The organism is Providencia sp., assembly GCF_052096715.1.
Taxonomy (GTDB): Bacteria; Pseudomonadota; Gammaproteobacteria; order Enterobacterales; family Enterobacteriaceae; genus Providencia.
Map to the genome: position 1 here is coordinate 56,321 of NZ_JBQDNB010000008.1, position 26,531 is coordinate 82,851.

Annotated in this window: 22 protein-coding genes and 1 riboswitch; of the genes, 11 read left to right on the forward strand and 11 right to left on the reverse strand. The window is 40.2% G+C overall.

Features of this window, described 5'->3' with window-relative positions:
• Nucleotides 1-101: 101 nt before the first annotated feature.
• Nucleotides 102-905, reverse strand: coding sequence for a 4,5-DOPA dioxygenase extradiol (ygiD, locus tag ACTH6U_RS08550; protein ID WP_441832010.1), 804 nt, complete (start codon nt 903-905; stop codon nt 102-104).
• A gap of 165 nt (nt 906-1,070) precedes the next feature.
• Nucleotides 1,071-1,724, reverse strand: a complete 654-nt coding sequence (ribB, locus tag ACTH6U_RS08555) for a 3,4-dihydroxy-2-butanone-4-phosphate synthase (protein WP_441832011.1) — start codon at nt 1,722-1,724, stop codon at nt 1,071-1,073.
• Between the two features lie 156 nt (nt 1,725-1,880).
• A riboswitch (FMN riboswitch) is annotated at nt 1,881-2,032 on the reverse strand.
• Between the two features lie 211 nt (nt 2,033-2,243).
• On the opposite strand from ribB, the gene ubiK reads away from it, so the two are divergent.
• Nucleotides 2,244-2,513, forward strand: coding sequence for a ubiquinone biosynthesis accessory factor UbiK (gene ubiK / locus ACTH6U_RS08560; protein WP_294106764.1), 270 nt, complete (start codon nt 2,244-2,246; stop codon nt 2,511-2,513).
• 478 nt (nt 2,514-2,991) lie between these two features.
• Nucleotides 2,992-4,395, forward strand: a complete 1,404-nt coding sequence (locus tag ACTH6U_RS08565; protein WP_294106762.1) for a cytochrome-c peroxidase — start codon at nt 2,992-2,994, stop codon at nt 4,393-4,395.
• 189 nt (nt 4,396-4,584) lie between these two features.
• On the opposite strand, the gene hldE is transcribed toward ACTH6U_RS08565, so the two are convergent.
• The 3 genes from hldE to ACTH6U_RS08580 form a co-directional block, all read right to left on the reverse strand.
• Nucleotides 4,585-6,012 (reverse strand): bifunctional D-glycero-beta-D-manno-heptose-7-phosphate kinase/D-glycero-beta-D-manno-heptose 1-phosphate adenylyltransferase HldE, encoded by a 1,428-nt coding sequence (hldE, locus tag ACTH6U_RS08570; RefSeq protein ID WP_294106760.1) that lies wholly within the window; start codon nt 6,010-6,012, stop codon nt 4,585-4,587.
• 108 nt (nt 6,013-6,120) lie between these two features.
• On the reverse strand, nt 6,121-8,973 hold the full coding sequence (gene glnE, locus ACTH6U_RS08575) for a bifunctional [glutamate--ammonia ligase]-adenylyl-L-tyrosine phosphorylase/[glutamate--ammonia-ligase] adenylyltransferase (protein ID WP_441832012.1): 2,853 nt from the start codon (nt 8,971-8,973) through the stop codon (nt 6,121-6,123).
• 12 nt (nt 8,974-8,985) lie between these two features.
• A complete protein-coding gene (locus tag ACTH6U_RS08580; protein WP_294106756.1) occupies nt 8,986-9,948 on the reverse strand; it encodes a CYTH domain-containing protein in 963 nt (320 codons plus the stop codon).
• Nucleotides 9,949-10,220: 272 nt separating this feature from the next.
• Here ACTH6U_RS08580 and ACTH6U_RS08585 point away from each other — a divergent pair, with 272 nt between their 5' ends.
• Both ACTH6U_RS08585 and ACTH6U_RS08590 read left to right on the forward strand, forming a co-directional pair.
• Nucleotides 10,221-10,838, forward strand: coding sequence for a TIGR04211 family SH3 domain-containing protein (locus ACTH6U_RS08585; RefSeq protein ID WP_294106754.1), 618 nt, complete (start codon nt 10,221-10,223; stop codon nt 10,836-10,838).
• 4 nt (nt 10,839-10,842) lie between these two features.
• Complete coding sequence (locus ACTH6U_RS08590) at nt 10,843-12,087, forward strand: multifunctional CCA addition/repair protein (protein ID WP_441832013.1); 1,245 nt, start codon at nt 10,843-10,845, stop codon at nt 12,085-12,087.
• A gap of 40 nt (nt 12,088-12,127) precedes the next feature.
• On the opposite strand, the gene folB is transcribed toward ACTH6U_RS08590, so the two are convergent.
• Nucleotides 12,128-12,487: a bifunctional dihydroneopterin aldolase/7,8-dihydroneopterin epimerase gene (folB, locus tag ACTH6U_RS08595; RefSeq protein ID WP_294106748.1), complete on the reverse strand. Its 360-nt coding sequence runs from the start codon at nt 12,485-12,487 to the stop codon at nt 12,128-12,130.
• Nucleotides 12,488-12,594: 107 nt separating this feature from the next.
• Here folB and plsY point away from each other — a divergent pair, with 107 nt between their 5' ends.
• Together plsY and ACTH6U_RS08605 are read left to right on the forward strand one after the other, a co-directional pair.
• Entirely contained in the window at nt 12,595-13,251 is a 657-nt protein-coding gene (gene plsY, locus ACTH6U_RS08600; RefSeq protein ID WP_441832014.1) for a glycerol-3-phosphate 1-O-acyltransferase PlsY, read from the forward strand.
• A 415-nt stretch (nt 13,252-13,666) separates the two neighbouring features.
• Nucleotides 13,667-15,199 (forward strand): methyl-accepting chemotaxis protein, encoded by a 1,533-nt coding sequence (locus ACTH6U_RS08605; protein ID WP_441832015.1) that lies wholly within the window; start codon nt 13,667-13,669, stop codon nt 15,197-15,199.
• A gap of 83 nt (nt 15,200-15,282) precedes the next feature.
• Here ACTH6U_RS08605 and tsaD read toward each other — a convergent pair whose 3' ends face one another.
• Nucleotides 15,283-16,302: a tRNA (adenosine(37)-N6)-threonylcarbamoyltransferase complex transferase subunit TsaD gene (gene tsaD / locus ACTH6U_RS08610; RefSeq protein ID WP_294106741.1), complete on the reverse strand. Its 1,020-nt coding sequence runs from the start codon at nt 16,300-16,302 to the stop codon at nt 15,283-15,285.
• 330 nt (nt 16,303-16,632) lie between these two features.
• Here tsaD and rpsU point away from each other — a divergent pair, with 330 nt between their 5' ends.
• From rpsU to rpoD, 4 genes are all read left to right on the forward strand, one after another.
• On the forward strand, nt 16,633-16,848 hold the full coding sequence (gene rpsU, locus ACTH6U_RS08615) for a 30S ribosomal protein S21 (protein WP_001144069.1): 216 nt from the start codon (nt 16,633-16,635) through the stop codon (nt 16,846-16,848).
• A 122-nt stretch (nt 16,849-16,970) separates the two neighbouring features.
• Nucleotides 16,971-18,716 carry a DNA primase gene (dnaG, locus tag ACTH6U_RS08620; RefSeq protein ID WP_434719934.1) on the forward strand — a complete coding sequence of 582 codons (1,746 nt, stop codon included), beginning with the start codon at nt 16,971-16,973 and terminating at the stop codon, nt 18,714-18,716.
• Nucleotides 18,717-18,780: 64 nt separating this feature from the next.
• On the forward strand, nt 18,781-18,948 hold the full coding sequence (locus tag ACTH6U_RS08625) for a hypothetical protein (RefSeq protein ID WP_294106725.1): 168 nt from the start codon (nt 18,781-18,783) through the stop codon (nt 18,946-18,948).
• Nucleotides 18,899-20,746 (forward strand): RNA polymerase sigma factor RpoD, encoded by a 1,848-nt coding sequence (gene rpoD / locus ACTH6U_RS08630; protein ID WP_294106723.1) that lies wholly within the window; start codon nt 18,899-18,901, stop codon nt 20,744-20,746. The genes ACTH6U_RS08625 and rpoD overlap by 50 nt, the downstream gene beginning before the upstream one ends.
• Before the next feature lie 88 nt (nt 20,747-20,834).
• Here rpoD and ACTH6U_RS08635 read toward each other — a convergent pair whose 3' ends face one another.
• From ACTH6U_RS08635 to ACTH6U_RS08645, 3 genes are all read right to left on the reverse strand, one after another.
• Entirely contained in the window at nt 20,835-22,295 is a 1,461-nt protein-coding gene (locus ACTH6U_RS08635; protein ID WP_441832016.1) for an MFS transporter, read from the reverse strand.
• A 152-nt stretch (nt 22,296-22,447) separates the two neighbouring features.
• A complete protein-coding gene (locus ACTH6U_RS08640) occupies nt 22,448-22,846 on the reverse strand; it encodes a hypothetical protein (RefSeq protein ID WP_434719932.1) in 399 nt (132 codons plus the stop codon).
• A complete protein-coding gene (locus tag ACTH6U_RS08645; RefSeq protein ID WP_441832017.1) occupies nt 22,836-24,179 on the reverse strand; it encodes an MFS transporter in 1,344 nt (447 codons plus the stop codon). Before ACTH6U_RS08645 ends, ACTH6U_RS08640 begins: the two co-directional genes overlap by 11 nt.
• Before the next feature lie 97 nt (nt 24,180-24,276).
• Here ACTH6U_RS08645 and ACTH6U_RS08650 point away from each other — a divergent pair, with 97 nt between their 5' ends.
• Nucleotides 24,277-25,173, forward strand: a complete 897-nt coding sequence (locus tag ACTH6U_RS08650) for a LysR family transcriptional regulator (RefSeq protein ID WP_441832018.1) — start codon at nt 24,277-24,279, stop codon at nt 25,171-25,173.
• Nucleotides 25,174-25,223: 50 nt separating this feature from the next.
• Here the strand turns inward: ACTH6U_RS08650 and ACTH6U_RS08655 are convergent, their stop codons facing one another.
• Nucleotides 25,224-26,519 (reverse strand): MFS transporter, encoded by a 1,296-nt coding sequence (locus ACTH6U_RS08655; RefSeq protein ID WP_294106714.1) that lies wholly within the window; start codon nt 26,517-26,519, stop codon nt 25,224-25,226.
• Nucleotides 26,520-26,531: the final 12 nt, after the last annotated feature.

Here is a 26,531-nt window from a genome sequence, read left to right on the forward strand (position 1 = left end):
AAGCTATCCCGATGAGCATACATAAGTATGTGATTCGGGTAGCTTTGTGTAGCCAACACCCCTGTAGCTCGAAGTATGACGGGAACTATCTAAACAAAGAATTAGCCGATAACAACAGACATCATACTCAACGACCCCGAAACCACCCCCTCGATAGGAACTGAAATAGGCTCACTGCCATCCCATGCGCCTAAAATTGGTAGAATCGGTAAAAAATGCTCTGGCGATGGATTAGACAACTTACCATCTTCACGATCTAAAGCTTTGCTCAATGGATGTGGTTTTTCATGGCTATTCAAATTATCATAAACAAACCGTTCAAATGTAAGTGCCCAAGGATAAGGTTCGGCAGCTGAATTTTGCCAATTCATCGCTCTTAAATTATGCACCACATTACCACTCCCCATAATTAGCACACCTTCATCTCTTAGGCTTGAGAGCTTTTGACCTAACTCATGGTGCCACGCAGCGGGCTTCGAGCCATCAATACTCAATTGCACAACTGGGATGTCCGCTTGCGGATACATACGGACTAAAATTTCCCACGTTCCATGATCTAAACCCCATTCAGTTTTATCTAAAAAAATATCTTGTGGAGCTAATATCTCTGCTACTCGCTTAGCCAGTTCAGGAGAGCCTGGCGCAGGATACTGAATTTGATAGAGCTCATCAGGAAAGCCACCAAAATCATGAATTGTTTTAGGTTTTTGCATTGCCGTAATAGCAGTTCCATTGGTATACCAGTGCGCCGAAATCACCAAAATAGCGTTTGGTCTTGGTAACGTTTTGCCCAATTCTTCCCATGCTTTGGTGTATGGATTATCTGCAACCGCATTCATTGGGCTACCGTGACCAATAAAAACAGCAGGCATTCTATTTGTGTGTTCAGAGGTATTGATTGACATGATAATTAAACTCCACTCAAAAGTGATTCTATTATCAGCATACGCTTTTTAGCGTGAAACACAGTGGGGTAATTATGAGTATGATCATCAAAAAAATTGAAAAGGCCACAAAGGTGTGCAACTTCATGGCCTAGCGCTATATGCTTAACGTATTAACTGACTAACTTATCCTGCTTTTTTAGCCATTTGCTCACGGTAATTAACGAGATCTTCAATCGTCACAACCGTTAAACCGTGCTCTCTTCCGAAAGCAACAACTTCAGGTGTGCGAGCCATTGAACCATCTTCATTCGTCAATTCACACAAGACACCCGCCGGTTTGAAACCTGCCATTGTTGCCAAATCAATTGATGCTTCCGTATGACCGCGGCGCGCCAACACACCACCTTCACGTCCACGTAATGGAAATACGTGTCCAGGGCGGTTAATATCTGCCGGCACTGCATTGTCTGCGATAGCGGTATGGATAGTCGTGGTACGATCCGCCGCAGAAACGCCCGTTGTAACCCCTTTCGCAGCTTCAATCGTGACAGTAAATGCAGTTTGGTTTTGGCTAGTGTTATTTTCCACCATCATAGGGATATCAAGTTGTTTGCGACGTTCTTCGGTAATACATAAGCAAACAATCCCGCTGCTATAGCGAATAGTAAATGCCATTTGTTCCGTCGTCATTGTTTCGGCAGCAAAAATAAGGTCGCCTTCGTTCTCACGATCTTCATCATCAAGAACAAGAATACCCTTACCTTGGCGTAGTGCTTCTATAGCATTTTCAACACGTTCGTTCGGGTTACCGAATTCTGAAAGTAGCGTCTGATTCATGGTAAAAACCTCTTAAAAATGTAAATTATTTAGTTACCAGAATCAGGGCAGTCTTAGGAGTACGAGAAATGATGAATAGATAAATGAGCCATCGCCATTTATAAATTCAGGTATGCAGAACAATATTGTGCTAAATAGCACAAACATGCAGATACAGTTAATTCTCTCCCATCCGGACTATAACCGTCGGCTCCAGATTTACACTGGATCTGCTGACCTTTACCACCAAAATGATAAAGCGCTCGCGGGCTTCATGCTCGATGCATGTTACCGCCGGTGGGGACTTACACCCCGCCCTGAGATAAACGCAATTAATATAGCGCCAATATTTCGACTGTGCAACGATGAAAATCAATATTGGAGAACTACTCACATTTTTCGTCAATAAAAATGAATGACTTAGTCGATAATGAGCGAAACCAGAACTATGATGCGTAAAGGGAATAAAGAGGTTTATTGATTGCCCTGCAAGTATTAAACTACTGAAAACCTTTTTACTAAAAATTTAAGGACCCGCGAATGCTCGATCCGAAAAAACTTGAACAAGTTGCACGTCAAATCCAAGGCGCTTTACCACAAGGTGTCCGTGATTTAGGTGAAGACTTTGATAAAAAACTACGCTCACTATTACAATCACAACTTGGCAAACTTGATTTAGTCAGTAGAGAAGAATTCGATATTCAGACTCAAGTTTTATTGCGTACTCGTGAAAAACTCATGCAAATGGAACAGCGCGTTAGTGCACTGGAAGCACGTTTTAATGACGATAACGTGACCGAAGAAAAGTAAGCTCATTAATTGACGGGTAAAGTGATTTCAATTAATGAGTCACTTTATTTGAAAAATTCAAATAGATATTTAGCTATAAAACTATTTAAGCTATATTCATATGTATTTGAGGGTTTATAAAATATAAAGAAAAATATTTTTTCTCTTTTTAATTATCTTAAAAAATAACGTCTATATTGAGATTACATTTCGTGCCGTAATTCCCATTAAGCCTCAGATAATAAAAACACTAAAAAACAAATAATAATCAATTTGTTAGCTGTAATTTAAAATATCTCTTTATTATCTATTTAATCCTTATAATCTGTATTCACAATATTATTTTTTTAATCAATAGGTAAAAGCTATTTTATCAATCGATTAAACCAATGGCTATCTTTGATAAAAATCAAATCTAATTATATTAATTTATCCATTATAGGGTGTTGTCTATAAATTAATTAAAAATAATTAACCGCAATATCTCAAGGATAGTGTAATGAAAAAACTTACTCGTATTACGGTTGCCATCGTATTTTTGCTTTTATTTGGTTATTTCGGATTATCGGGCTATGTCTGGTATCATGATAATCAACGAAAGCTTAATAACGACATTCCCGCTTCAACGCTAGCGGAAAATACTCAAATCCTAAACTTTTTTAATGAAAAAGGATGTGATTACTGCCATACCCCGTCAACTGAATTACCCGCCTATGCATCGTTCCCAATCGCTAAACAATTAATGGATTATGATATTCAACTTGGCTATAAATCCTTTAATCTTGAAACTGCTCGCGCAGCACTAATATCTGGGACAGCGGTTCCACAAAGTGAGCTAAATAAAATTGAATGGGTTATGCAAAATCATACAATGCCCCCTACTCGCTATGTCGCTCTTCACTGGGCAAGCAGTGTAAGTGATGAGGAACGCGCTAATTTACTTAGCTGGATAGCAAACCAGCGCAAACAGTATTATGCAAGTGCGGATACGGCAAAAGAGCACCTTAATGAACCCATTCAGCCCATTCCACAATCAATCGAAGTAGACGAACAAAAAGTTGCTCTTGGCTTTCGTCTTTATCATGACTCACGCTTATCAGGAGACAGCACAATATCCTGCGCGCACTGCCATGCATTGAATGCAGGGGGAGTTGATGGTCGTAAAACATCCATTGGTGTTGGTGGCGCAGTAGGACCAATCAATGCACCAACCGTCTTTAACTCCACATTTAATGTTGAACAATTTTGGGATGGAAGAGCACCTACCTTACAAGTACAAGCTGGTGGCCCACCATTAAATCCAATTGAGATGGCATCTAAATCTTGGGATGAAATCATAAGTAAATTAGATAAAGATACCGTTTTAAAACAAGATTTTAATATCGTTTATCCTGAAGGATTTACGGGAGATACCATCACTGATGCGATTGCTGAATTTGAAAAAACATTAATTACGCCGAACTCCCCATTTGATAACTGGCTACGGGGTGATGAAAATGCGTTAACTGCTCAACAAAAACAAGGTTATCAGCTATTTAAGGAAAATAAATGTGCAACATGCCATGGTGGTGTGATCCTTGGCGGCCGCTCTTTTGAACCTCTCGGTCTGAAAAAAGACTTTGAATTTGGTGAATTACACCCGGCAGATATTGGTCGTATGAATGTGACCTCAGATGAGCGGGACAAGCTTCGCCAAAAAGTCCCTACTTTGCGTAATATTGCCTTAACAGCACCTTACTTTCACCGTGGTGATGTCGCCACAATGGATGAAGCTGTCAAATTAATGCTACGTTATCAAGTTGGTACTGAACTGCCTCAAAAAGATGTCGATGACATTGTGTCCTTCCTTGAGAGCCTAACGGGTGTATATACCCCGTATGTGCAACAAAGTAAAGCACACTAGCCTTTGATACTCATTAAATAATGTATAGCACCACAAACCATCAGCGTGGTGCTATTTTTTAAATTGTCATTAGTCATTTCTATCATCGTCTTTTCCATGGCGTAATTTTGGTTACACGCAAAAAAAAGCCCAATTTTGGCATCACACCAAGATTAGGCTCTATTAACAACCATAATTAATCCAAATTAATTAGCTTGTTTTCATGATGTTTTTAATAATATTTGTGGTGGAAATACCATCTTCAAAATTAAGTACCATAACCTCACCACCTGCTGCCCAAACCTCTACACTACCCGCGATATCTTCTGGGCGGTAATCACCACCTTTGACTAAAATATCAGGCAAAATTTCAGCAATTAAACGTTGTGGGGTATCTTCTTCAAACGGTACAACCCAATCGACGGCACCGAGAGCACCAAGTACAATCATACGCTGCTCTAATGGGTTAACCGGACGCGTTTCACCTTTCAAACGACGGGTTGAAGCATCACTGTTAACCGCCACAATTAACCTATCACCGAGCTTACGGGCATTGGCTAAATAAGAAACATGACCAGCGTGAAGAATATCAAAGCAGCCATTTGTCATAACTACGCGCTCACCACGCTGCCTTGCATTTGCAACCGCGAGCTTTAATTGATTTTCATCCATCACACCAAAACCGTTATCCGCTCGACCTCTGATGGCATTTTCAAGCTCAATAGGTGAAACCGTTGAAGTACCGAGTTTACCCACCACAACACCCGCTGCCGCATTGGCTAATGCGCAGGCCTCATGCAATGGGCGGCCTGAAGCGATTGATGCCGCTAATACGCCAATAACCGTATCGCCAGCACCAGTTACATCAAAGACTTCTTGTGCTTCTGTTGGCAGGTGTAAAGGCGCTTCGTCACGACGAATTAGACTCATGCCTTGTTCAGAGCGAGTAATTAACAATGCGGTCAAATCTAAAGATTCAAGCAATTGCATGCCTTTTTCTTCCACATCTTGATTATCTTTACAGCGACCCACAATTGCCTCGAACTCAGTCATATTAGGCGTCAATAATGTGGCACCGCGGTAGCGCTCAAAATTATTTCCTTTCGGATCAATCAAGACAGGCACACCCGCTTTATTCGCTAACGCTATCATTTTTTCAACTTGCGTTAGTGCGCCTTTCGCATAATCAGAAAGCACTAGCGCGCCAATATGCGGTAACGCTTGTTCAATGCGCTCTAACATTGGCTGAGCGTCTACGTTTTCAAAACCTTCTTCAAAATCCAATCGAATTAATTGTTGGTTACGCGATAAAACACGCAATTTAGTAATGGTTGGATGAGTAGGAATAGCCACAAAGTCACAACGAACTTTGACTGTGTTTAAGGTCTCAGTTAGTGCTTTTGCCGCATCATCAATGCCAGTCAGCCCAACAAGGCGTGAATTTGCACCTAATGAAGCAATATTCATCGCTACGTTTGCCGCGCCGCCAGGACGCTCTTCAACCATTGTCACTTTAACAACCGGAACAGGAGCTTCTGGTGAGATCCGATTAGTCGGCCCATGCCAATAACGGTCTAACATGACATCACCAACAACTAGTACACCTGCTTGTTTATAATCAGGAAGTGTTACTTTCATCCCGTACTCCAGTTTTAAAAGAAATCTGATAATGAATAGCGCCAATATTAGCATATTGGATAATATCAGCTACAACTCAAATTGTTTAGGATATTAACCCGTCATACCTCAAGATATTGGCCCTAAATAGCGAGCCCAACTCTCAAGCACTAATTTTCTTTCATTTGAAAAACGGCCAATATCTACACGACTAGGAAGCGATTGCAACGATAAATGGTGAAGCTCATCACGTAGGGTGACATAGGCATGCGTTAATGCATCCGCTTCATCTTGAGGCATCAAATCATTTTTCGCCATTAACTCAAAAATACGTACATTATCTGACCACTTCGTTAAGACATCCTTCTTTGATGCAAAACGTAATACCAAATATTGTGCGATAAACTCAATATCCGTAATGCCGCCTGGGTCTGCTTTTAAATCAAATAAACTCTGTTCATGGCTGCCTAAATGCTGATGCATTTTCAAGCGCATATCACGCACTTGTTGGCGTAATACATCGGGGTCACGCACGGTACAAAGTGTTTCATGACGAATTTGATTAAATTTTTGCTGTAGCTGCGTATCCCCAAATACCATTCGCGCACGGATCAAAGCTTGATGCTCCCACGTCCATGCTTCATGTTGTTGATATTCGCCAAAAGATTGGATAGTACTCACCAACATACCTGACTCGCCAGAAGGTCTTAAACGTGCATCAACCTCATATAAAACACCCGAAGTCGTTCTAGTACTAAAAAGATGAATTATTCGTTGCGCGACACGTAAATAAAACTGCCATGCATCGATAGAGCGTTCCCCGTTAGTCACGACGTTTATTGGGCAATCAAAAATGAAAACTAAATCAAGATCAGAACTATAACCCAGCTCCCATCCCCCAAGTTTCCCATAACCTAATACCGCAAAACCATATTGTTTTTCATCTTGTTGCAATAAATGAGCTGGTTCGCCGTAGCGTTTTGCCATTTTCTGCCATGCTTGATGCACAACAGCATCAATAATAGCTTCTGCCAAATAAGTCAGATGATCGCTTACTTTCATCACAGGTAAAACGCCAGAAATATCTTCTGCTGCAATGCGCAAAAGTTGAGCCTGCTTAAATTGGCGTAATGCCTCGAGCTGCTGTTCTTCATCATCTTCTGGCACACGCATTAAATATTGACGCAATTCATCACGATAAGATGTTAAAGGTAAAGGTTGATATAAAGATTGAGGATCAAGAAGTTCATCGAGTAATAATGGATGCTGAGCCAATTGTTCGGCTATCATTGGTGAAGCCGCACATAAGCGGATCACATGAGTTAGCACCTCATCAAACTCAAGCATCAGTTCAAGGTAAGTGGTTCTACTAACAATACTGAGTAGCAATGGAGTCATCCGCTCAATGACCTGCCCTGCATCATCTCTCTCACCCACTTTTGCGAGCAATTTTGGCATCAATTCATCAAGCACATCACGCCCTCTCGGGCCTATTGTGCGTTTATTCAAATCATGACGAAACATCAAAATGGCATGAATAATTTTTTGTGCAATCTCTTCATCTGCTGACGGCAAATATGTTGCAAGTTCTTCTTTAGATAATTCACTTTGCCAAAGGGTGATATAAATTTCATCACAAGTATTGGTATCGTCGGCTTCATCATCTTGACCGATTTGCTCAGTAAAAATATGATGCACTGCGGCCATTTTTTGCGTCAAAGCTTGATAAAATGCGTGCCAATCGGTAAAACCCATTCCCCACGCAATTCGAGTTTGATTCAAATTATCGTCTGGTAAGGTTTGTGTTTGTTGATCGTCAATACTTTGCAGCAAATTTTCAACACGACGCAAGAAAATGTAGCTATCTTCTAAGATAACTACCTGTTCATCGGGTAAAAGAGTTAAATCACGAATAGCTTGTAATGTAGCAAATAAAGATTGGGATTGTAAAACAGGTTCTCGGCCACCCCGTATCAACTGAAATACTTGAGAAATAAATTCAACTTCACGGATACCACCTGCGCCTAATTTAATATTATTCACTAAACCACGGCGTCTGACTTCCCGTTCAATCATATTTTTCATATTACGCAAAGATTGAATAACACTGAAATCAATATAGCGACGGTAAACAAAAGGGCGTAATAACTTACGTAAGCTATCCGCATAATGCAGGCTATCAGGCCCCATAATGCGTGCTTTAACCATCGCATAACGTTCCCAGTCTCTCCCCTGCTCTTGGTAGTAATCTTCAAGTGCAGAAAAGCTGAACACCAGTGGCCCGCTATCACCAAACGGACGCAAGCGCATATCGACTCGATAAACAAAGCCCTGAGCAGTCACTTGATCTAACACACGAATAAGCTTTTGACCTAATCGCGTAAAAAACTGTGCATTATCAAGTTCTTTACGTCCCCCTCGCGTCACTCCATTTTCTGGATAAGCAAAGATTAAATCAATGTCAGATGAAAAATTAAGCTCTCGCCCACCCAGTTTACCCATTCCAAGAACGAGTAAAATTTGCGGATAACCTTCACTATCACAAGGTGTACCCCACGATTGGCAGCACTCGTGATACAACCTGTCTCTAGCCGCGACGATTAAAGCTTCGGCGAGTTCACTAAGCTGTTGAATTGTCTCTTTTTGCGAACATGTTTCTAATGTTTGCATCCAGGCAATACGCACCAATACTTGATGACGAAAAGTGCGTAATACCTGCATTAGATGTTCTTCATTCGAAACAGATAATACATCCTCTTTCAACCAATCGGCATAATGTTGCCACTCATCTGCTTGAGGTGGTTGAACACGAATTTGTAGCAAAAAACGTGAATGAGCCAGTACCTGTTTAAGCGCAAAATCACTAAACGATAAAAAGTGAAGTTCTTGCTCACTGAGCGGCAGTAACTCGCTCGCTTGTTCTGTTAACTGACTTAAAATACGTTGACTATTATTTTGCAGCAACTGAGGAAAAGGATGCATTTCATCAATACCTTATGGAACATCTGAATAAGTTAAGGCGATCAACCATTGTATAAATGCTAATTTACATTTTAGCCAAGGACTACTATAGCAAAAGGTATCGGCACTCATACTTTCATCAGCCACATTTAAGCGCAGTTGCTCAAGGGGAGTGTCATGAATAAAGTGCGGAGCTGAATTTTGATAATGAATTAAAAAAGCCTGAACAAAACGTAAAAACTCTTCTAACCCTTGCCTTGCATGATTACCATCCGCTAACCAATAAGTTTCATGCTGTTGGCACAGCAACTGCATGCGTGTTAATGACTGTTCTAATGGTTGTTGTTCATAATCAAACACTGCGTCAGGCGGAGTTAATGGCGCAACTTCGGGAGAAAGCAGCGAATAACCACGAGCCGCTTTACTGATTGAAGAAAGATGCAGGCCATCAATATCTGCCAACTTTTTAGCTAAATTAAGCACATCGGCGACAAAACCTTTTTTCAGTTCTAGTTCAAACTCTTGTATAGGAAGATCTTTCGAACCGGCAGATATAGTGCCTTGGTCAAAAACAATTTCAATTTCACTGTCTTCAAAAGTAGTTAACCACTTTTCACGTACAAAATTAGTGCTAAATAAAATCTCTAGTTGTGTTTGTAACGCTTGAATATCTGTGTCTTCTGGCCAGATCTCAGCCGGAAAAGCGGCCAGATCAAGTTCAGGGGAATCTATATCAATATTATATTCAGGACGCTGATGTAACCCACTAATAGCCTGACCGGCTGTCTTAATAGTCATTTCATAGTGTCCATCATAGCCACGAATTCGCAGCCCCATATCCCATTGACGTAATTGCCTTTCTTTCGTATCAAAATAAATATTTGTCAATTTACTGGGTTCGATATGCTGATGAGAAAGTGCCGATACACACTGGCGAACAGCATCAATAGCAGAACTCTTTGCATCTAGTTTGAGTTCAACTTCTATATGGCTCATATATTTCCTTATTTGACAATTTCACTGCCTTCATATTACCCCAATCAGAGTTGCCTGAGAAAACAAACTGCACAGAAACCAAAAATTCTACACTTTCACCTTCTTGTAGAGGGTTATATTGATATCCGTACTAAAAAATGTCTTATTTAGTGAGTTAAGATAGTTCTCATTCTTTACAAACATTTAGTGTTAAGCATTTGCACACGCACACTTAACTCATTAGTATTTGAATAATATAAAATCCATTCACCTAAAAAAAGATACTAAACACCATGCGAAAAATTCCATTATTATTAATTTCAATCATGGGGCTAGGCCTATCAGTTAGCGCTCACGCAGCAGAAAAGCGTTATGTATCAGATGAGTTATCAACTTATGTCCATAGTGGCCCAGGGACTAAATATCGCATTGTTGGTACGCTCAATGCTGGAGAACCTGTTGAACTTATCTCAACAGATGACAAATTTGCTCAAGTCAAAGATGAAAAAGGGAGAACAGTTTGGCTTCCTATTGAGCAATTAAATAATACGCCGAGTATGAAAATACGTATTCCAGAACTTGAAGCTGAAAATCAAAAACTTCGTCAACAATTAGATAATATCGATAATACTTGGAATACGCGTACTGCCAATATGCAGCAAAGCGTTGCCGATAACGATAGCATCGTTAAACAGTTAAAAGCTGAAAATGAAAAATTAAAAAACGAGTTAATTAAAGCAGGCAAAAAGCTCGAAATTGTCGAAGTTAACCTTGATGACCGTCGTCGCGAACTGATCTTACAGTGGTTTATGTATGGCGGTGGCGTTGCAGGTGTTGGCCTTATTTTTGGTTTGATTTTACCTCATATTATTCCACGTCGTAAAAAACGTCATGACCGTTGGATGAATTAAGATAATGAAAGTTTATCTCGTTGGTGGTGCAGTACGAGACCAACTACTTGGGTTGCCTATTTCAGATAGAGATTATGTGGTGGTCGGCACCACACCTGAAGCTATGTTAGCGCAAGGGTTTCAGCAAGTCGGAAAAGATTTTCCTGTTTTTTTGCACCCAAAAACGCATGAAGAGTATGCGTTAGCAAGAACAGAGCGGAAAATTGGCACAGGTTATACCGGATTTAGTTGCTATAGCGCACCAGATGTCACTATTGAAGATGATTTGTTACGTCGAGATCTGACAATTAATGCGATTGCGCAAGACGACTCAGGTAAACTTGTTGATCCCTATCATGGCGTTGATGATTTAAACAATCGTCTACTACGCCACGTTTCAGCGGCTTTTGCTGAAGATCCATTACGTGTATTACGCGTCGCTCGCTTTGCAGCACGTTACCAAGAACAAGGGTTTAGCATTGCGCCAGAAACTATGGCGTTAATGCAATCGATCACTATTTCAGGTGAGTTATCGTACTTAACTGCCGAACGAGTCTGGACAGAAACACAAAAGGCATTAATGTCGAACTCACCTCAAGTGTACTTTGATGTTTTACGCCAATGTGGTGCTCTTGCGGTCCTTTTTCCTGAAATAGATAACCTGTTTGGCGTTCCTGCGCCGGAAAAATGGCATCCTGAGATTGACACAGGAATTCATACACTAATGGTGATGAAAATAGTGGCAAGTTTATCTCAAGATATCGATATCCGTTTTGCCGCGCTATGCCATGACGTGGGTAAAGCGCTAACGCCTAAAAATATCTGGCCGAGCCATCCAAATCACGGTGAAGCAGGTATCCCGCTAATCGAGCAGCTTTGCGAAAGGTTAAAAGTGCCCACCAATGCGCGTGATCTTGCCCGCCTTAGCGCGCGCTATCATGATAAAGTCCATGTTATCGATAAGCTGAGCGCGGTTAACTTAATTCAGTTGTTTGATGGCTTAGATAGTTGGCGAAAACCTGAACGCGTGTTGCAATTAAGTATCATCAGTGAGGCCGATGCTCGAGGAAGAAAAGGCCTTGAGCAACAAGCTTACCCACAAGCTGAGTTTCTACGCCAAGCCTTTAACGTTGCACAAAGTGTCAATGTAAAACCGATTGTTGAGCAAGGTTTCCAAGGTCCGCAGATTAGAGATGAATTAACGCGTCAGCGAATTGAAAAAGTTGCAAACTGGCAGCAACAGCAGCAAATATTAAAAATGAAGCTATAGCGCTTGGCGATACTGGCGGTAGAATGCCGCCAGTCATTTTTTAAGCCGTTTTCGTGCCTCTTTCGATTATAACCCCAACTTGAAGTGCCCGAGCGACAGCACCCGGTTTGGCGACTTTAATTCGAACCCAAGGACATTGAAATTGATTAAGCAAAAGTTGAGCAACTTCTTCAGCAACTCGTTCTACTAGTCCGAATTTATTTTTCCCAACATGATTAATTATCGCATTGCTAACTTGCGCATAATCTAGACAGTATTCTACATTATCGCTCATTGACGCGCGTTTATTATCCCATCCCATTTCGATATCGAGCACTAGCTTTTGTTCAATATCTTGTTCCCAGTCATATACACCAATGGTGGTAATGATTGATAATTGTTCAATAAATACGATATCCATCACGTCATTTTCTCGTTTCTATGCTGAATTGATACCACTTCTGGAAAAATATGCGTATTATCCAAGACTGAAGTGAATATATGGCCTTAACCGTTTTGGAGTTAGCTATGAGTGCAACCGCGCTTGGCATGATAATCTTCGCCTACCTTTGTGGATCAGTTTCCAGTGCGATACTGATCTGCCGTTTAGCAAGACTACCTGATCCGAGTCAACACGGCTCAGGAAATCCTGGTGCAACTAACGTATTACGTATCGGTGGTAAAGCTGCCGCTGCCGCAGTACTTATTTGCGACGTGTTAAAAGGGATGATACCTGTTTGGCTAGCTTACTATTTAAATGTGCAACCATTCTATCTTGGCTTTGTCGCAATTGCAGCCTGCCTAGGCCATATTTATCCGGTTTTCTTTCATTTTAAAGGTGGTAAGGGCGTTGCAACAGCATTCGGCTCAATCGCTGCCATTGGCTGGGATCTCTCAGGCTTGATTGCGGGAACTTGGCTACTAACGGTTCTTCTTAGCGGTTATTCATCACTGGGAGCTATCGTAAGCGCACTGCTAGCCCCTTTCTATGTTTGGTGGTTCAAACCAGAGTTCACCTTCCCTGTGGCGATGCTTTCTTGTTTAGTTCTCGTACGTCACCACGCCAATATACAGCGTTTATGGCGCGGACAAGAAAGTCGTATTTGGCAAAAATTGAAAAATAAAAAGCAAAAAACAAACAAAGAAATTGCTCAAGAAGTCAAAGATCAGGAACAAGACGATTAATTCTCGGAATTGGGCTGAGCTTTCAGCCTAATTTTTAACGCCTATTGCCCATGTTATTTTCCCATCCTTTTTCCTCTCTACAAAAAGTCATGAAGAACAAAAGTGATATATCTACCCTTAAAACTGTATGAACAGCAGATCGTGCTATCGCACCTATTTATCATAGGTAGCGCACATTTTTAAAAAAAAGTTAAATAATTGCAAATTTATTACTAATGAATATTTACAAGCTGTCGACTATATAGAAGCAAAATAAAACCATACCCTAAATAATTCGAGTTACAGATAGTCGGAAAATGAATGTTCCTGATGAATTTTACGTCAATCTCTGACCATGAAGTCCAAAGGACGTCCTTTAGCGAGAACCGACACTCTGTTACTTCAAAAATGGTGGGTATAACATAATGGTAATAACATGAGCAGAACTCTTTATATCACTCAAAACGAACATATCTTAGATGAAGATATAACATTAATGACGACAAGTGACTTACAAGGAAACATAGTCCATGCCAATGATTTCTTTGTTCAAGTTAGTGGTTATGAATTAAACGAATTACTCCATAAACCTCACAATATTATTCGCCATCCTGATATGCCAAAAGAAGCATTTGCTGATATGTGGTCAACTTTAAAAAAAGGAGAACCATGGACTGGCATCGTCAAAAACAGACGTAAAAATGGTGACCATTATTGGGTAAGAGCAAACATCATTCCCATGGAAAGGCAGGGTGTAATTACAGGCTATATGTCAATTCGAATCCGCGCTACTCGCCAAGAAATCGCCGCCGTAGAACCGCTTTATGCCGCCATGTGTGACAATAGATGCAGTAAAAAAATCTACAAAGGTATTGTACTGGCCAAAAATAGATTATTTCATTGTTCAACCATATCCACTCGTTGGCGAATTCGCTTGTTAATGGCTTTATTGTTTATTGTGTGGATTTCGATGGCAGCAGCCATTGGGATGCGCGAGATGCCCTTAATCACCTCGAGCATTTGTACATTCTTGACGCTAATAATCGGTAGTTTGGCTCTTGAACGAATAATCGCAAAACCTATCGAAAATATCACAGCACAAGCACTCAATGTGGCAAAAGGTGAACGCAATAGTATTGACCATATGAATCGTGTAGATGAAATAGGCCTACTTTTACGTGCAATTGGTCAACTTGGCTTAATTTGTCGTTGGCTAATCAATGATGTTTCTGAACAGGTCGATAATGTACGTAAAGGCAGCGAATCCATTGTCAGTGATTGCGGTAAACTCGATAGCCACACACTAAAAACGGTAGGTTATATGCAGCAAACGGTCGCCACCATGAATCAAATGACGGTATCCGTTAAAATGAATGCTGATAATACAACTCAGGTAGATAAGCTTTCAAATCAAACCAGTGAAACCGCTCTCAGCGGTGGCGCTATCATGGAAGAAGTCGTCAATACCATGGATGATATTGTACATAGCACCAGTAAAATAAACTCGATTACGGATGTGATTAAAGATATTGCTTTTCAAACCAATATACTGGCTCTTAATGCTGCTGTAGAGGCCGCACGAGCCGGAGAACAAGGGAGAGGCTTTGCTGTCGTCGCCAAAGAAGTTCGCAGCCTTGCCAGCCGAAGTGCTAGTGCGGTTAACGATATTCGAGAACTGATTACCGATTGCGAAAAGAAAGTTAACTCAGGAAAGGTACAAGTCAATACCGCAGGCAGCACAATGAAAGATATTGTGAATCAAGTGCAAAATGTTACCCAGCTAATTACCCATATTAGTCATGCGACTTCTGAACAAGCCGCAGGATTATCAGACATTACACAAGCCGTTAGTGAGTTGGAATCCATTACTCAGCAAAGTACGATGTTAGTAGAGCAAAGTACTCAGACATCCAATATGGTCAAAAATCGTGCTATTCGCCTTGAAGATGCAGTGACGATTTTACATTAATCACACATTCAATTTTTGTAACTAAAAATTTGTCATTAAAAAAGAGCTGATTTCAGCTCTTTTATTCAAAAATGAATTACGTCTTATTTTTCGAGAGGAGGAAGTTCAGCGAGAGGCCAACGTGGGCGCACGGTCACCGCAAGTCCTGTCGTTGAACCGCCTTTAAGACGGATCAAACCGGCCAATGCAATCATTGCGCCATTATCAGTACAAAACTCAGGGCGTGCATAGAAAACTTCGCCTCCACGTTGTTTAAGTACAGTTTCCATTTTTGCACGTAAAGCACGATTTGCACTTACGCCGCCAGCCATAACCAAACGCTTGAATCCTGTTTGTTCAAGTGCACGCTTACATTTAATTGCTAATGTATCAACGACAGCGTCTTCAAATGCTCTCGCAATATCAGCGCGTGTTTGCGGGTCATCGGCATTATTACGAATAGTATTTGCGGCAAATGTTTTTAATCCTGAAAAACTAAAATCAAGACCTGGTCTGTCTGTCATTGGTCGTGGGAATACAAATCGCCCTTCTACACCTTGTTGCGCCATACGCGACAACACTGGCCCGCCAGGATAATCTAATCCAAGAAGTTTGGCCGTTTTATCAAAAGCTTCACCGGCAGCATCATCAATCGATTCGCCCAGTAACTCATATTCACCAATTCCAGTCACACTAATAAGCTGGGTATGACCACCTGAAACGAGTAGTGCAACAAAAGGAAATTCTGGCGTTTTATCTTCAAGCATTGGCGCCAATAAATGACCTTCCATATGATGAACTGCCACCGCAGGCACATTCCATGCAAATGCTAAAGAACGCCCAACAGTTGCGCCAACCATCAATGCACCGACAAGTCCAGGACCTGCGGTATAAGCCACCGCATCGATATCAGCACGCGTTAAATTGGCTTCTTTAAGTGCAGCTTGGATTAACGGCACTGTTTTACGAATATGATCGCGAGAAGCCAATTCAGGAACAACACCACCGTAGTCTGCGTGGACTTTAATTTGGCTGTATAATTGATTAGCTAACAGACCTAGTTTATCATCATAGATTGCGATCCCGGTTTCATCGCAAGAAGTTTCAATACCTAAAACGCGCATGACACTACCCTTGTATATTACATCTGTTCGAGTTTATCATTAAATTTGGACTATCGTGTAATTAATGTTGGCATAAAGGCTGACTTTCCCTGTTGTATAGTCTATAATCAACACCCTGTAATAAAAATTTCGTGTGGCTAATTCTCATTATTATTTGGTTTTGCTTGTTTTTTCAACGAAACAGCAGAAAAACAGATAATCTTGCGTGATTCAATTTTATACGGCACTTTACAAACCCGTACTCATTGAAGTAAAATTCCGCACCATTTTAAATGAAGGCTGGTGAACCAATACCAGCAACAAACCGATTTCTATTGAGGTGAGAGGCACATGCCGGTAATTAAAGTACGTGAAAACGAGCCATTCGACGTTGCACTACGTCGTTTCAAACGTTCTTGTGAAAAAGCAGGAGTTTTAGCAGAAGTTCGTCGTCGTGAATTCTATGAAAAACCAACGACTGAGCGTAAACGCGCTAAAGCATCTGCAGTTAAGCGTCATGCTAAGAAACTGGCTCGCGAAAACGCACGCCGTACTCGCCTGTATTAGTATCTCTCGGTCGCGATACTAATCGCAACCATTACAGGCAGTATTAGTAAGCAGTTAAAGGCCGTGCTTTCCGAAAGGAAGCGCGGCTTATTATCGTTCATCAACAGGCGAAAAAGAGGCTTATGGCTGGACGAATTCCGCGTTCATTTATCAATGACTTGTTAGCAAGAACAGATATCATTGATTTAATCGATGCAAAAGTCCCGTTAAAAAAACAGGGTAAAAACCATCACGCTTGCTGTCCGTTCCACAATGAAAAAACACCATCATTTACTGTTAATGGTGAAAGACAATTTTATTATTGTTTTGGTTGTGGTGCTCATGGTAATGCCATCGATTTCTTAATGAATTACGACAAACTTGATTTTGTCGAAGCAATAGAAGAGTTGTCATCATCACACGGTCTTGATGTTCCATACGAAACAGGAACAGGAGCAAGCCAAATTGAACTACATCAACGACAAAATCTTTATCAGTTGATGGAGAAAATAAATCAGTTTTACTGCGCTGCCTTAAATCATCCAACGGCAAATAAAGCCAAAGATTATTTAAGCCAACGTGGTTTAAGTGCAGATATTATTGCGCATTTTTCCATAGGTTTTGCCCCTCCGGGCTGGGATAATTTGCTCAAAAAATTTGCAGTTAATCCCGAAAGCCGTCAGCAACTTGATGCTGCTGGCATGTTAGTGACTAATGATAAAGGCCGCACATATGATCGTTTTAGAGAACGAGTCATGTTCCCAATCAGGGATAGACGTGGTCGTGTTATCGCTTTTGGTGGTCGTGTATTAGGTGACGCATTACCTAAATACTTAAACTCACCAGAAACTGACATATTTCATAAAGGCCGCCAATTATTTGGTCTATATGAAGCAACAAAAAATAGTAATGAACTAACAAAGTTACTTGTCGTCGAAGGCTATATGGACGTTGTGGCACTTGCTCAGTATGACATCCGCTATGCGGTCGCCTCACTAGGCACTTCAACAACGTCAGAACATATCCAATTATTATATCGCTCAACGGACACTGTAATTTGCTGTTATGACGGAGACCGAGCAGGAAGAGAAGCTGCATGGCGCGCCCTTGAAACGGCACTTCCTTATCTAAGTGATGGTCGCCAACTACGTTTTATGTTTTTACCTGATGGCGAAGACCCTGATACATTGGTACGTAAAGAAGGTAAAGAGGCTTTTGAGCAGCGAATGCAAAATGCCCATACCTTATCAACGTTCTTATTTGATTCACTGGTTCCTCAGGTTGATTTAACCATACCTGAAGGGAGAGCAAAATTTAGTAAACTTGCTATCCCATTGATAAAGCAGATACCAGGTGAAACTCTGCGCCTTTATATGGCCCAAGAATTAGGAAATTTTATTGGTATACCGGATATTTCTCAAGTTCTTGCTATGATTGATAGAGAGACTACTGAGCAACCAAACTATCAGGCGCCAACATTAAAACCAACAACAATGCGAATATTAATCGCACTGTTGGTACAAAATCCGAACCTTTCGGAACTTGTTCCCTCATTAGAGGGAATAGCCCATATACAAATGCCGGGGCTTTCACTATTTCAGGAATTGGTTGATGTTTGCCGTTCCAACCCCGGAATGACCACAGGGCAACTGCTAGAGCGCTATCGCGATAATAAATATGCATCACAGCTTGAAAAACTAGCAACTTGGAACGATATAGAGATAGAGGAGATAGCGGAAAATACATTTATAGATGCGCTAAACCATCTATTTAATAGCGCACTCGATGAACGTTTCAACTATCTAATAGCAAAAGAACGAACACAAAAACTGACCTCGGAAGAGCGTAAAGAAGTCAGCTTGATAACGCTTTCTCGAATGAAAACGTAAATATAACCCAGAATTAGTATACTAAACGGCTTAAGTGCCGCATAAAACAAGGCTGATGCCTTAAATGCTACGAAATATAAAGGGCGTAGCAAACAATAAAAATTCCCTTTGTATGTTCTTGTTGGCCGATAGTTTCGCCGACCGACACCAATCTAAATACTCAGAAGTGTGGATACCGTCTTATGGAGCAAAACCCGCAGTCGCAGCTAAAGTTACTCGTAACCAAGGGTAAAGAGCAAGGTTATTTAACCTATGCTGAGGTCAACGACCATCTGCCGGAAGATATCGTCGATTCAGATCAAATTGAAGATATCATCCAGATGATTAATGACATGGGCATCCAGGTCATGGAAGAAGCACCTGATGCTGATGATTTAATTTTGGCTGAAAATACTTCCGATACTGATGAAGATGCAGCAGAAGCTGCTGCACAAGTGTTGTCCAGTGTTGAAAGTGAAATTGGCCGTACAACTGACCCTGTACGCATGTATATGCGTGAAATGGGTACTGTCGAACTCCTCACCCGTGAAGGTGAAATCGACATCGCAAAACGTATTGAAGATGGTATCAATCAGGTTCAGTGTTCTGTTGCTGAATACCCTGAGGCCATCACTTATCTACTTGAACAATACGACCGTGTTGAGGCAGGAGAAAGCCGTTTATCAGATTTGATTACAGGCTTTGTCGACCCAAATGCTGAAGAGGATTTCGCTCCGACCGCAACACATGTTGGCTCTGAATTACCAAAAGAAGAGCTTGACAAAGATGATAATGAAGATGAAGACGAGGAAGATGAGGAAGATAGCGAAGATGATAACAGCATCGATCCTGAATTAGCTCGTCAAAAGTTCTCTGATCTTCGTATTCAATATGAAAAAACACGTCAACATATCAAGCAATATGGCCGTAGTGATGCAAAAACAGCCGCAGCCATTCAAGAGTTGTCTGATGTTTTCAAAGAGTTCCGTTTAGTACCTAAGCAGTTTGACTATTTGGTCAACAATATGCGTGAAATGATGGATAGAGTGCGTTTGCAAGAACGTACCATCATGAAATTCTGTGTTGAACAATGCAAAATGCCTAAGAAAAATTTCATCACGTTATTTAGTGGTAATGAAACCAGCGAGACTTGGTTGACTGCTGCCAAAGCAATGAACAAGCCGTGGTCCGAAAAACTGCTAGAAGTTGAAGAAGAAATTTTACGTTGCTTACAGAGACTACGCCAAGTTGAAGAAGAAACGGGTCTAACTATTGAACAAGTCAAAGATATCAACCGTCGCATGTCTATCGGTGAAGCGAAAGCGCGCCGTGCGAAAAAAGAGATGGTTGAAGCAAACTTACGTCTGGTTATTTCGATTGCGAAAAAATACACCAACCGTGGCTTACAGTTCCTTGACTTGATTCAAGAAGGTAATATCGGCTTGATGAAAGCGGTTGATAAATTTGAATACCGCCGTGGTTATAAGTTCTCAACTTATGCAACTTGGTGGATACGTCAGGCTATCACTCGCTCCATTGCGGATCAGGCTCGCACAATTCGTATTCCGGTTCATATGATTGAAACTATCAATAAATTGAACCGTATCTCTCGCCAAATGCTGCAAGAAATGGGCCGTGAGCCATCGCCAGAGGAACTGGCTGAGCGCATGTTAATGCCTGAAGATAAAATTCGTAAAGTGCTGAAAATTGCTAAAGAACCTATCTCCATGGAAACACCAATTGGTGATGATGAAGATTCACACTTAGGCGATTTCATTGAAGATACGACTTTAGAATTACCTTTAGACTCTGCTACGTCAGAAAGCTTACGTTCAGCGACTCATGAAGTATTAGCAGGTTTAACTGCTCGTGAAGCGAAAGTGCTACGTATGCGTTTTGGTATCGATATGAACACTGACCACACCCTTGAGGAAGTGGGTAAACAGTTCGACGTTACCCGTGAACGTATCCGTCAGATTGAAGCGAAAGCATTGCGTAAATTGCGTCACCCAAGCCGCTCAGAAGTTCTGCGTAGCTTCCTTGACGAATAATTAATTCGCAAATTTGCTCGTTGATATAAACACCTGCTTCGGCAGGTGTTTTTTTATTTACCGCACTAAATCATAATGACTAACTGTATTATTGAACTATTTTGCGCCTTGTCATTAAACTTAAGCTCGCCAAAATCACCACTGCCCCCCCCAACATCGCCACATTAAAACCCGAGGTAAAAGCACTACGAATGGTATTTTCAATTAATATAGATGAAGTGATTGGTACGCCATTAATCATTTGCTCAAGCTCTTTCTCTGTAAATACGGCCGCTAATTGATTGTCGTTCAGTAGCCTATCCACCGCACGATGAGTCATCAATGTACCAAGTAATGCAATACCAAGTGTCATCCCTGTCTGCCTGAGCGCATTCATCACCGCAGAAGCAATGCCTGAGTAAGCTTTTTCTACGCTAGCCATTACAAGCGAGCTAATCGCTGGTGTTGCCATACCCATTCCCGCCCCCAAGATAAAGAGCATTAGAGCTATAGGAATATAAGGCGTATCAAAATTAACCTGAGTTAGCATCATTGACGCTATTGCTATTAAAACAAAGCCCATCATCATCAAATTTCTGACACTAAAAAATTTCGATAGCTTACCAAAGGAAAATGAAAAAAGTGCCATGGCAATAAACTCTGGTGCCATTCTAAGGCCCGCTTCCAACGCTCCCCAACCCTGTCCTTTTTGTAAGAAAAGTACAATAAAAAAAACATTGCTGTAAGTCGCAAAACCTAGTGAAAATGAAGCCATATTGTATTGAAAGAAAAAGGTATTCTGCTTAAATAAAAATATGGGTAACAGTGGCTTAGCCACTTTTCCTTCAATAAAAATGAAACATAGTGATGCAATGACACCAAGCGTTAAACCACTTAATGTTAAATAATTTCCCCAGCCTTTATCTCCAGCTTCAATTAAAGCAAAAGTGATCCCTCCCAGTGCAAAGATGCTAAGTATTTGACCTATCGGATCAAAAGCGGCTTTATCAGGATCACTACTTTCCTTAATACCTAACCAACCTACAAGCAATGTAATACATCCTATCGGTATATTAATCAAAAATAGAGTTGTCCAATCCAAGGTATCGACTAAAAAACCACCGAGTATCGGCCCTATAATTAATGACAGCGCACTCACTGCTGACCAAATACCAATAATTTTTATCCTTTCTATATCATTGGTGAAAGCTTGGGTAATAATTGATAATGCCCCCGGAATTAATGCTGCCGCCGCAATACCTTGAATTATCCGCCCACCTATAAGCGTAGATGACGTAGTTGAAAATGCGCATATTGCAGAACCGAGTGTAAAAATGGCAACACCAATCAACCACACTTTTTTTCTCCCATAGCGGTCGCTAATAGGACCCACAGATAAAATCAGCGCTGATAAGCACAATGCATACGAATCAATAATCCATTGCAATAATGACATATTCGCATTCAAATCTTGCCCTATTGCAGGTAAAGCGACATTCACAATGCTGATATCTAAGGTCGCCATAAAAGTACCCAGACAAACTGCAAAGATCAAAAAAATACGTTTCATATTATGTTGTCCATCTTAGTAGATAAATGGCATCATAACACTCGACCGACCGACGGTCAATCACAAATGAGAATAAATATCATTTATTTTATCAGGAAAATAAAAACGGCTCATAAAAGCCGTTTATCGTCTATTGATAGATACTCTTTAGCTTATTTATTTAAAACTGGTGTTTCATGTAAATAAACCCAATCACATCGTTCAGATTCAACCTTGATACAGACAACCGATGTGCGAAGGGTATTGGTATTGTCAGTTTGTTGCTGCTCCTGATATTGAATCCAGCAATAGTTTTCAAGCTCATATAGAGGAGTGATATTTTGTAGCGTGATTTTTAGCGTTGGCTTTCCTCCTCTATTTTGGCTAAATAATGCGGTGACTTCAGCCAATCCAATACGCATACCGCTTATAGTGACCATCTTAAAATCATTATCGAAGCTCTCTAAAAGCTGATTTAAGCTTTCTTCTTTATTATTTCCGGTGAAAACATCTTCAATCAAAATATGTAAGTCAATCACACTTTGTAGTGCTTTATTCATTTTAGCATTCATTGTTTTTTCCTCTTAAAACTGAAATTAATGATAATAGGCCGAGTATCGACGCGATAAAAAAGGTGTATTGATAGCGCATTAATTCTGTTGATGCAGAAGAAAAACTAAAAATGGATATCAAGACCACTGTGCCCACACTAAATGCGACTTGTCGATTAATGTTCCAAAGAACACTGCCTTGTAATAAATCTTTATCAGCAAAATCGATTAATGAGCTTATTTGAGCGGTATTTGCACTGATCCCCCCACCCATTCCCATTAATAAATAAGCAAGAATAAGGGTGCTTAAATCTGTGGAACTCGACACTAGAAATAAAAAAAATATACCGACACTGTGTAAAAGAATACCAATAACAAATAGGCTTTTCTTTCCCATACGATGGTAAAGATATCCACCACTTATCATCGATACCAGCGCTCCAGCAGCGTATATCAACATGAATAACCCTGTCTCGCCGGCATTAAAACCAAGATTTATCTGTAAATTAAAAATATTCAGCAAATTTACCCCAGTAAAAATACCGGGCACGGCGTAATAAACAATAAAGGCATTTCGCAAATTATAATTTTTTAACAATTGAAGATTAAGAATAGGCGCTTGGCATTTTTTGGCATATTGAATATAAAAAAACAGCATAGCACCCGAAAAAACAAAACTACTCAACGCCAAAATAAGACTGTGGTAGTCATTATAAAAAGAAAATGATAATAATAAACTTAATAAACTTAAGCTGACGATCAGTAAACCAAACATATCTGGTTTTTCTCTTTCTTGTCGTTCGCTATTTTTAATCCATTCCCACGCTAAAGAAGCCGCTAATAATGAAAAAGGCAAATTAGAATAAAAAATCCAACGCCACGATAATGAATCAATAATAATCCCACCAAGTGCAGGTGAAAAAGCTGGTGCTATTAGTGCGACTGTCATAATCATAGTGGAAATACGATGACGCTCATTTCCTGGGAATAATGCAAAAACTAATGCCTGTCCAACAGGTATTAATAATCCCCCCGCCATTCCTTGAATAAAACGCCAGAAAATCAAACTATATATAGAATCACTCATACCGCAAAGCCAAACACTGATAGAAAATAGTAGCATTGAGTAACACATTAGTTTTTGATTACCGAGCCGACCCGCTAACCATAAGCTTATCGGCATAATCAGCACTAAACCCAAAATATACGCATTTGATACCCAAGCAACCATTGACTGGCTAGTTGAAAATGCCCCAGCAATGTCAGGCAGTGCAATAGCTGACATAAAAATATTAATACAATCAATAAAGAAGCCGATCAGAAACACTGTTGCGATTTTATATCGATAAGACATAACTACCTCCGGCGCAAAGAATAGGGTTTAGCCCTTTCTTTGTCGATGCAAGAGAAGTAAAATCATTGTTTAATATAAGCAAACAATTGAACAGATTATGCAAAAAAATCTTAAGCAGATAATGAGTTTTCTACAGGTCGTAGATTCGGGGTCATTTACCAAAGCAGCTGATATATTAGGTTTGAGCCGTTCAATGGTCAGTATTGATATTAAACAGTTAGAAACAGAGCTTAATGTGAGTTTATTGACGCGCAATACTCGTAATATTGCACTGACAGAGGTAGGAAAATACTTTTACGATGATTTCAAACGTATTCAGCTACAAATTGATGAAGCTTTTGAAAGAAGCCAAAATTTAGGCACTAGTGTGACTGGTTTATTACGCTTTTCATCAACCAATGAATTTGGACAACGATTTATCTTGCCATTACTTCCCCAATTTTGCCGCCTTTATCCTAAATTACGTCTACAATATTCATTTAATTCATCCCTTGATGACTTAGTCACTGAGAAACTAGATTTAGCAATAAGACTTGGTAACTTAAAAAACTCATCGCTTAAAACGCGTAAAATTGGCGATTATTCTATTTATCTCGTTGCAACACCTCAATTTATTGAAAAATATTCAATCAACAGTATTACTGATTTAGCTGATATTCCGTGGATCACTCACAGCTTATTAAATTGGCAAGATACACAATACTTTTTACAAAATAATAGAGGTGAAAAAATCCCTTTACCCATAATTAAAAGTCAGTATGAATCTAATTCTGCTGCCGTTATTCATCAAATGGTATTGTCTTCTTTAGGTGTTGCAATTTGCCCCGCTTGGTTAATTGGGGAAGATATTAAGCATAAACGGTTGACTCATTTATTCCCTGAACTCCACTTGCCTTCACAAAATATTCAATTGCTTTATCCAAATACCGTCGCATTACCTGCTAAAACACGTGCATTTATTGATTTTTTGGTTAGCCATCTTGCCATTAAATAAAACAGCCACCTAAACAAGATGGCTGTTTTAAAAAATATAGAGCTATACCACTAAATAGATTGCAACTTCATTTCTGCTGGATCTTTAATTGGCTCATTAACAAAGAAAAAATAAACCAGTGATGCTAGAAATGCGACAACAGCACAAACAACTAGTGCCAATGTAAATGAATGCGTTTTATCAACAATCATACCTGTAATAATAGGAGCAAAAGATCCACCAATGAATCCGCCAAAATTCTGAATACCACTCACCGAGGTAATCAAGCGTGAAGGTACTGATACTAAAATCAATCCCCAAGCCGAGGTACCCGCAAAGTGGATTGAGAATAATGCTAAACTAATACAAGCAACAGCTGACGCAGTACTTTCAGTATATGCTGCCGGCAATGTAAACATTGCTGCAAAAAGAAGCCCTAAACAAATCATCCATTTACGACTTTTCATTTTATCGGCACCGCGCTTAACAACCCAGTCAGCTACAACACCGTTAACTAACATTCCTAATGCACCGAACAAGAAAGGAATAGCCGCCACCCAACCTGTTTTTTCTAGACTCAATCCTCGAGAGTTTTCAAGATAAGCAGGTAGCCATGTTAGATATAACCAAACCATATAACCAACACCATTAAAACCAATAATCATGCCCCATAAAGAACGCTGCTTAAATAAGGATGCCCATTCTTTAAATGTCACTTTATTTGTTGATGACGGCGGAGCACCATCATTTAAATAATTCAGCTCTTCTTCAGTTAAATCTAATTGTTCACGATTACGATAAAAAATAAACCAAAGAATAGAAAGGATAATCCCGCTAATACCAATAATAATAAACATGGTACGCCAACCAAATGCAAGCATCAAAGCAATAAGCAATGGAGGTGCTAATGCTTGTGCCAGCGTTGAGGACATGTTTACAATACCCATTGGTAATCCACGTTCACGAATATTGTACCAATCATTAACGACTTTTACGCCTGTTGGTAAATGTGGTGCTTCACCAACTCCTAAAACTACGCGAGCAATAACCAAGTGGGTAAATGAAGATAAAAAGCCCGTCACTGTCTGCGCAAGTGACCATAAAAATAAACCAAAGCCATAGATTTTTTTAACCCCAAAACGCTCCATGACCATACCTATCGGTAATTGACAAAGCGCATAACCGAAAGAGAAAACGGATAACAATAACCCCATTTGGGTTGCACTAAAACCAAGTTCTTTACTAATAGTAGAATTAGCTATTGAAAGTGAGGCTCTATCAAGAAAGTTAATAATGCCTGCTATCAATAAGAATGTCAGCGCAATAAATTGCCAACGCTTTAATCTTTTACTCGCGTGTAGTGACATAGTTAAGTACCT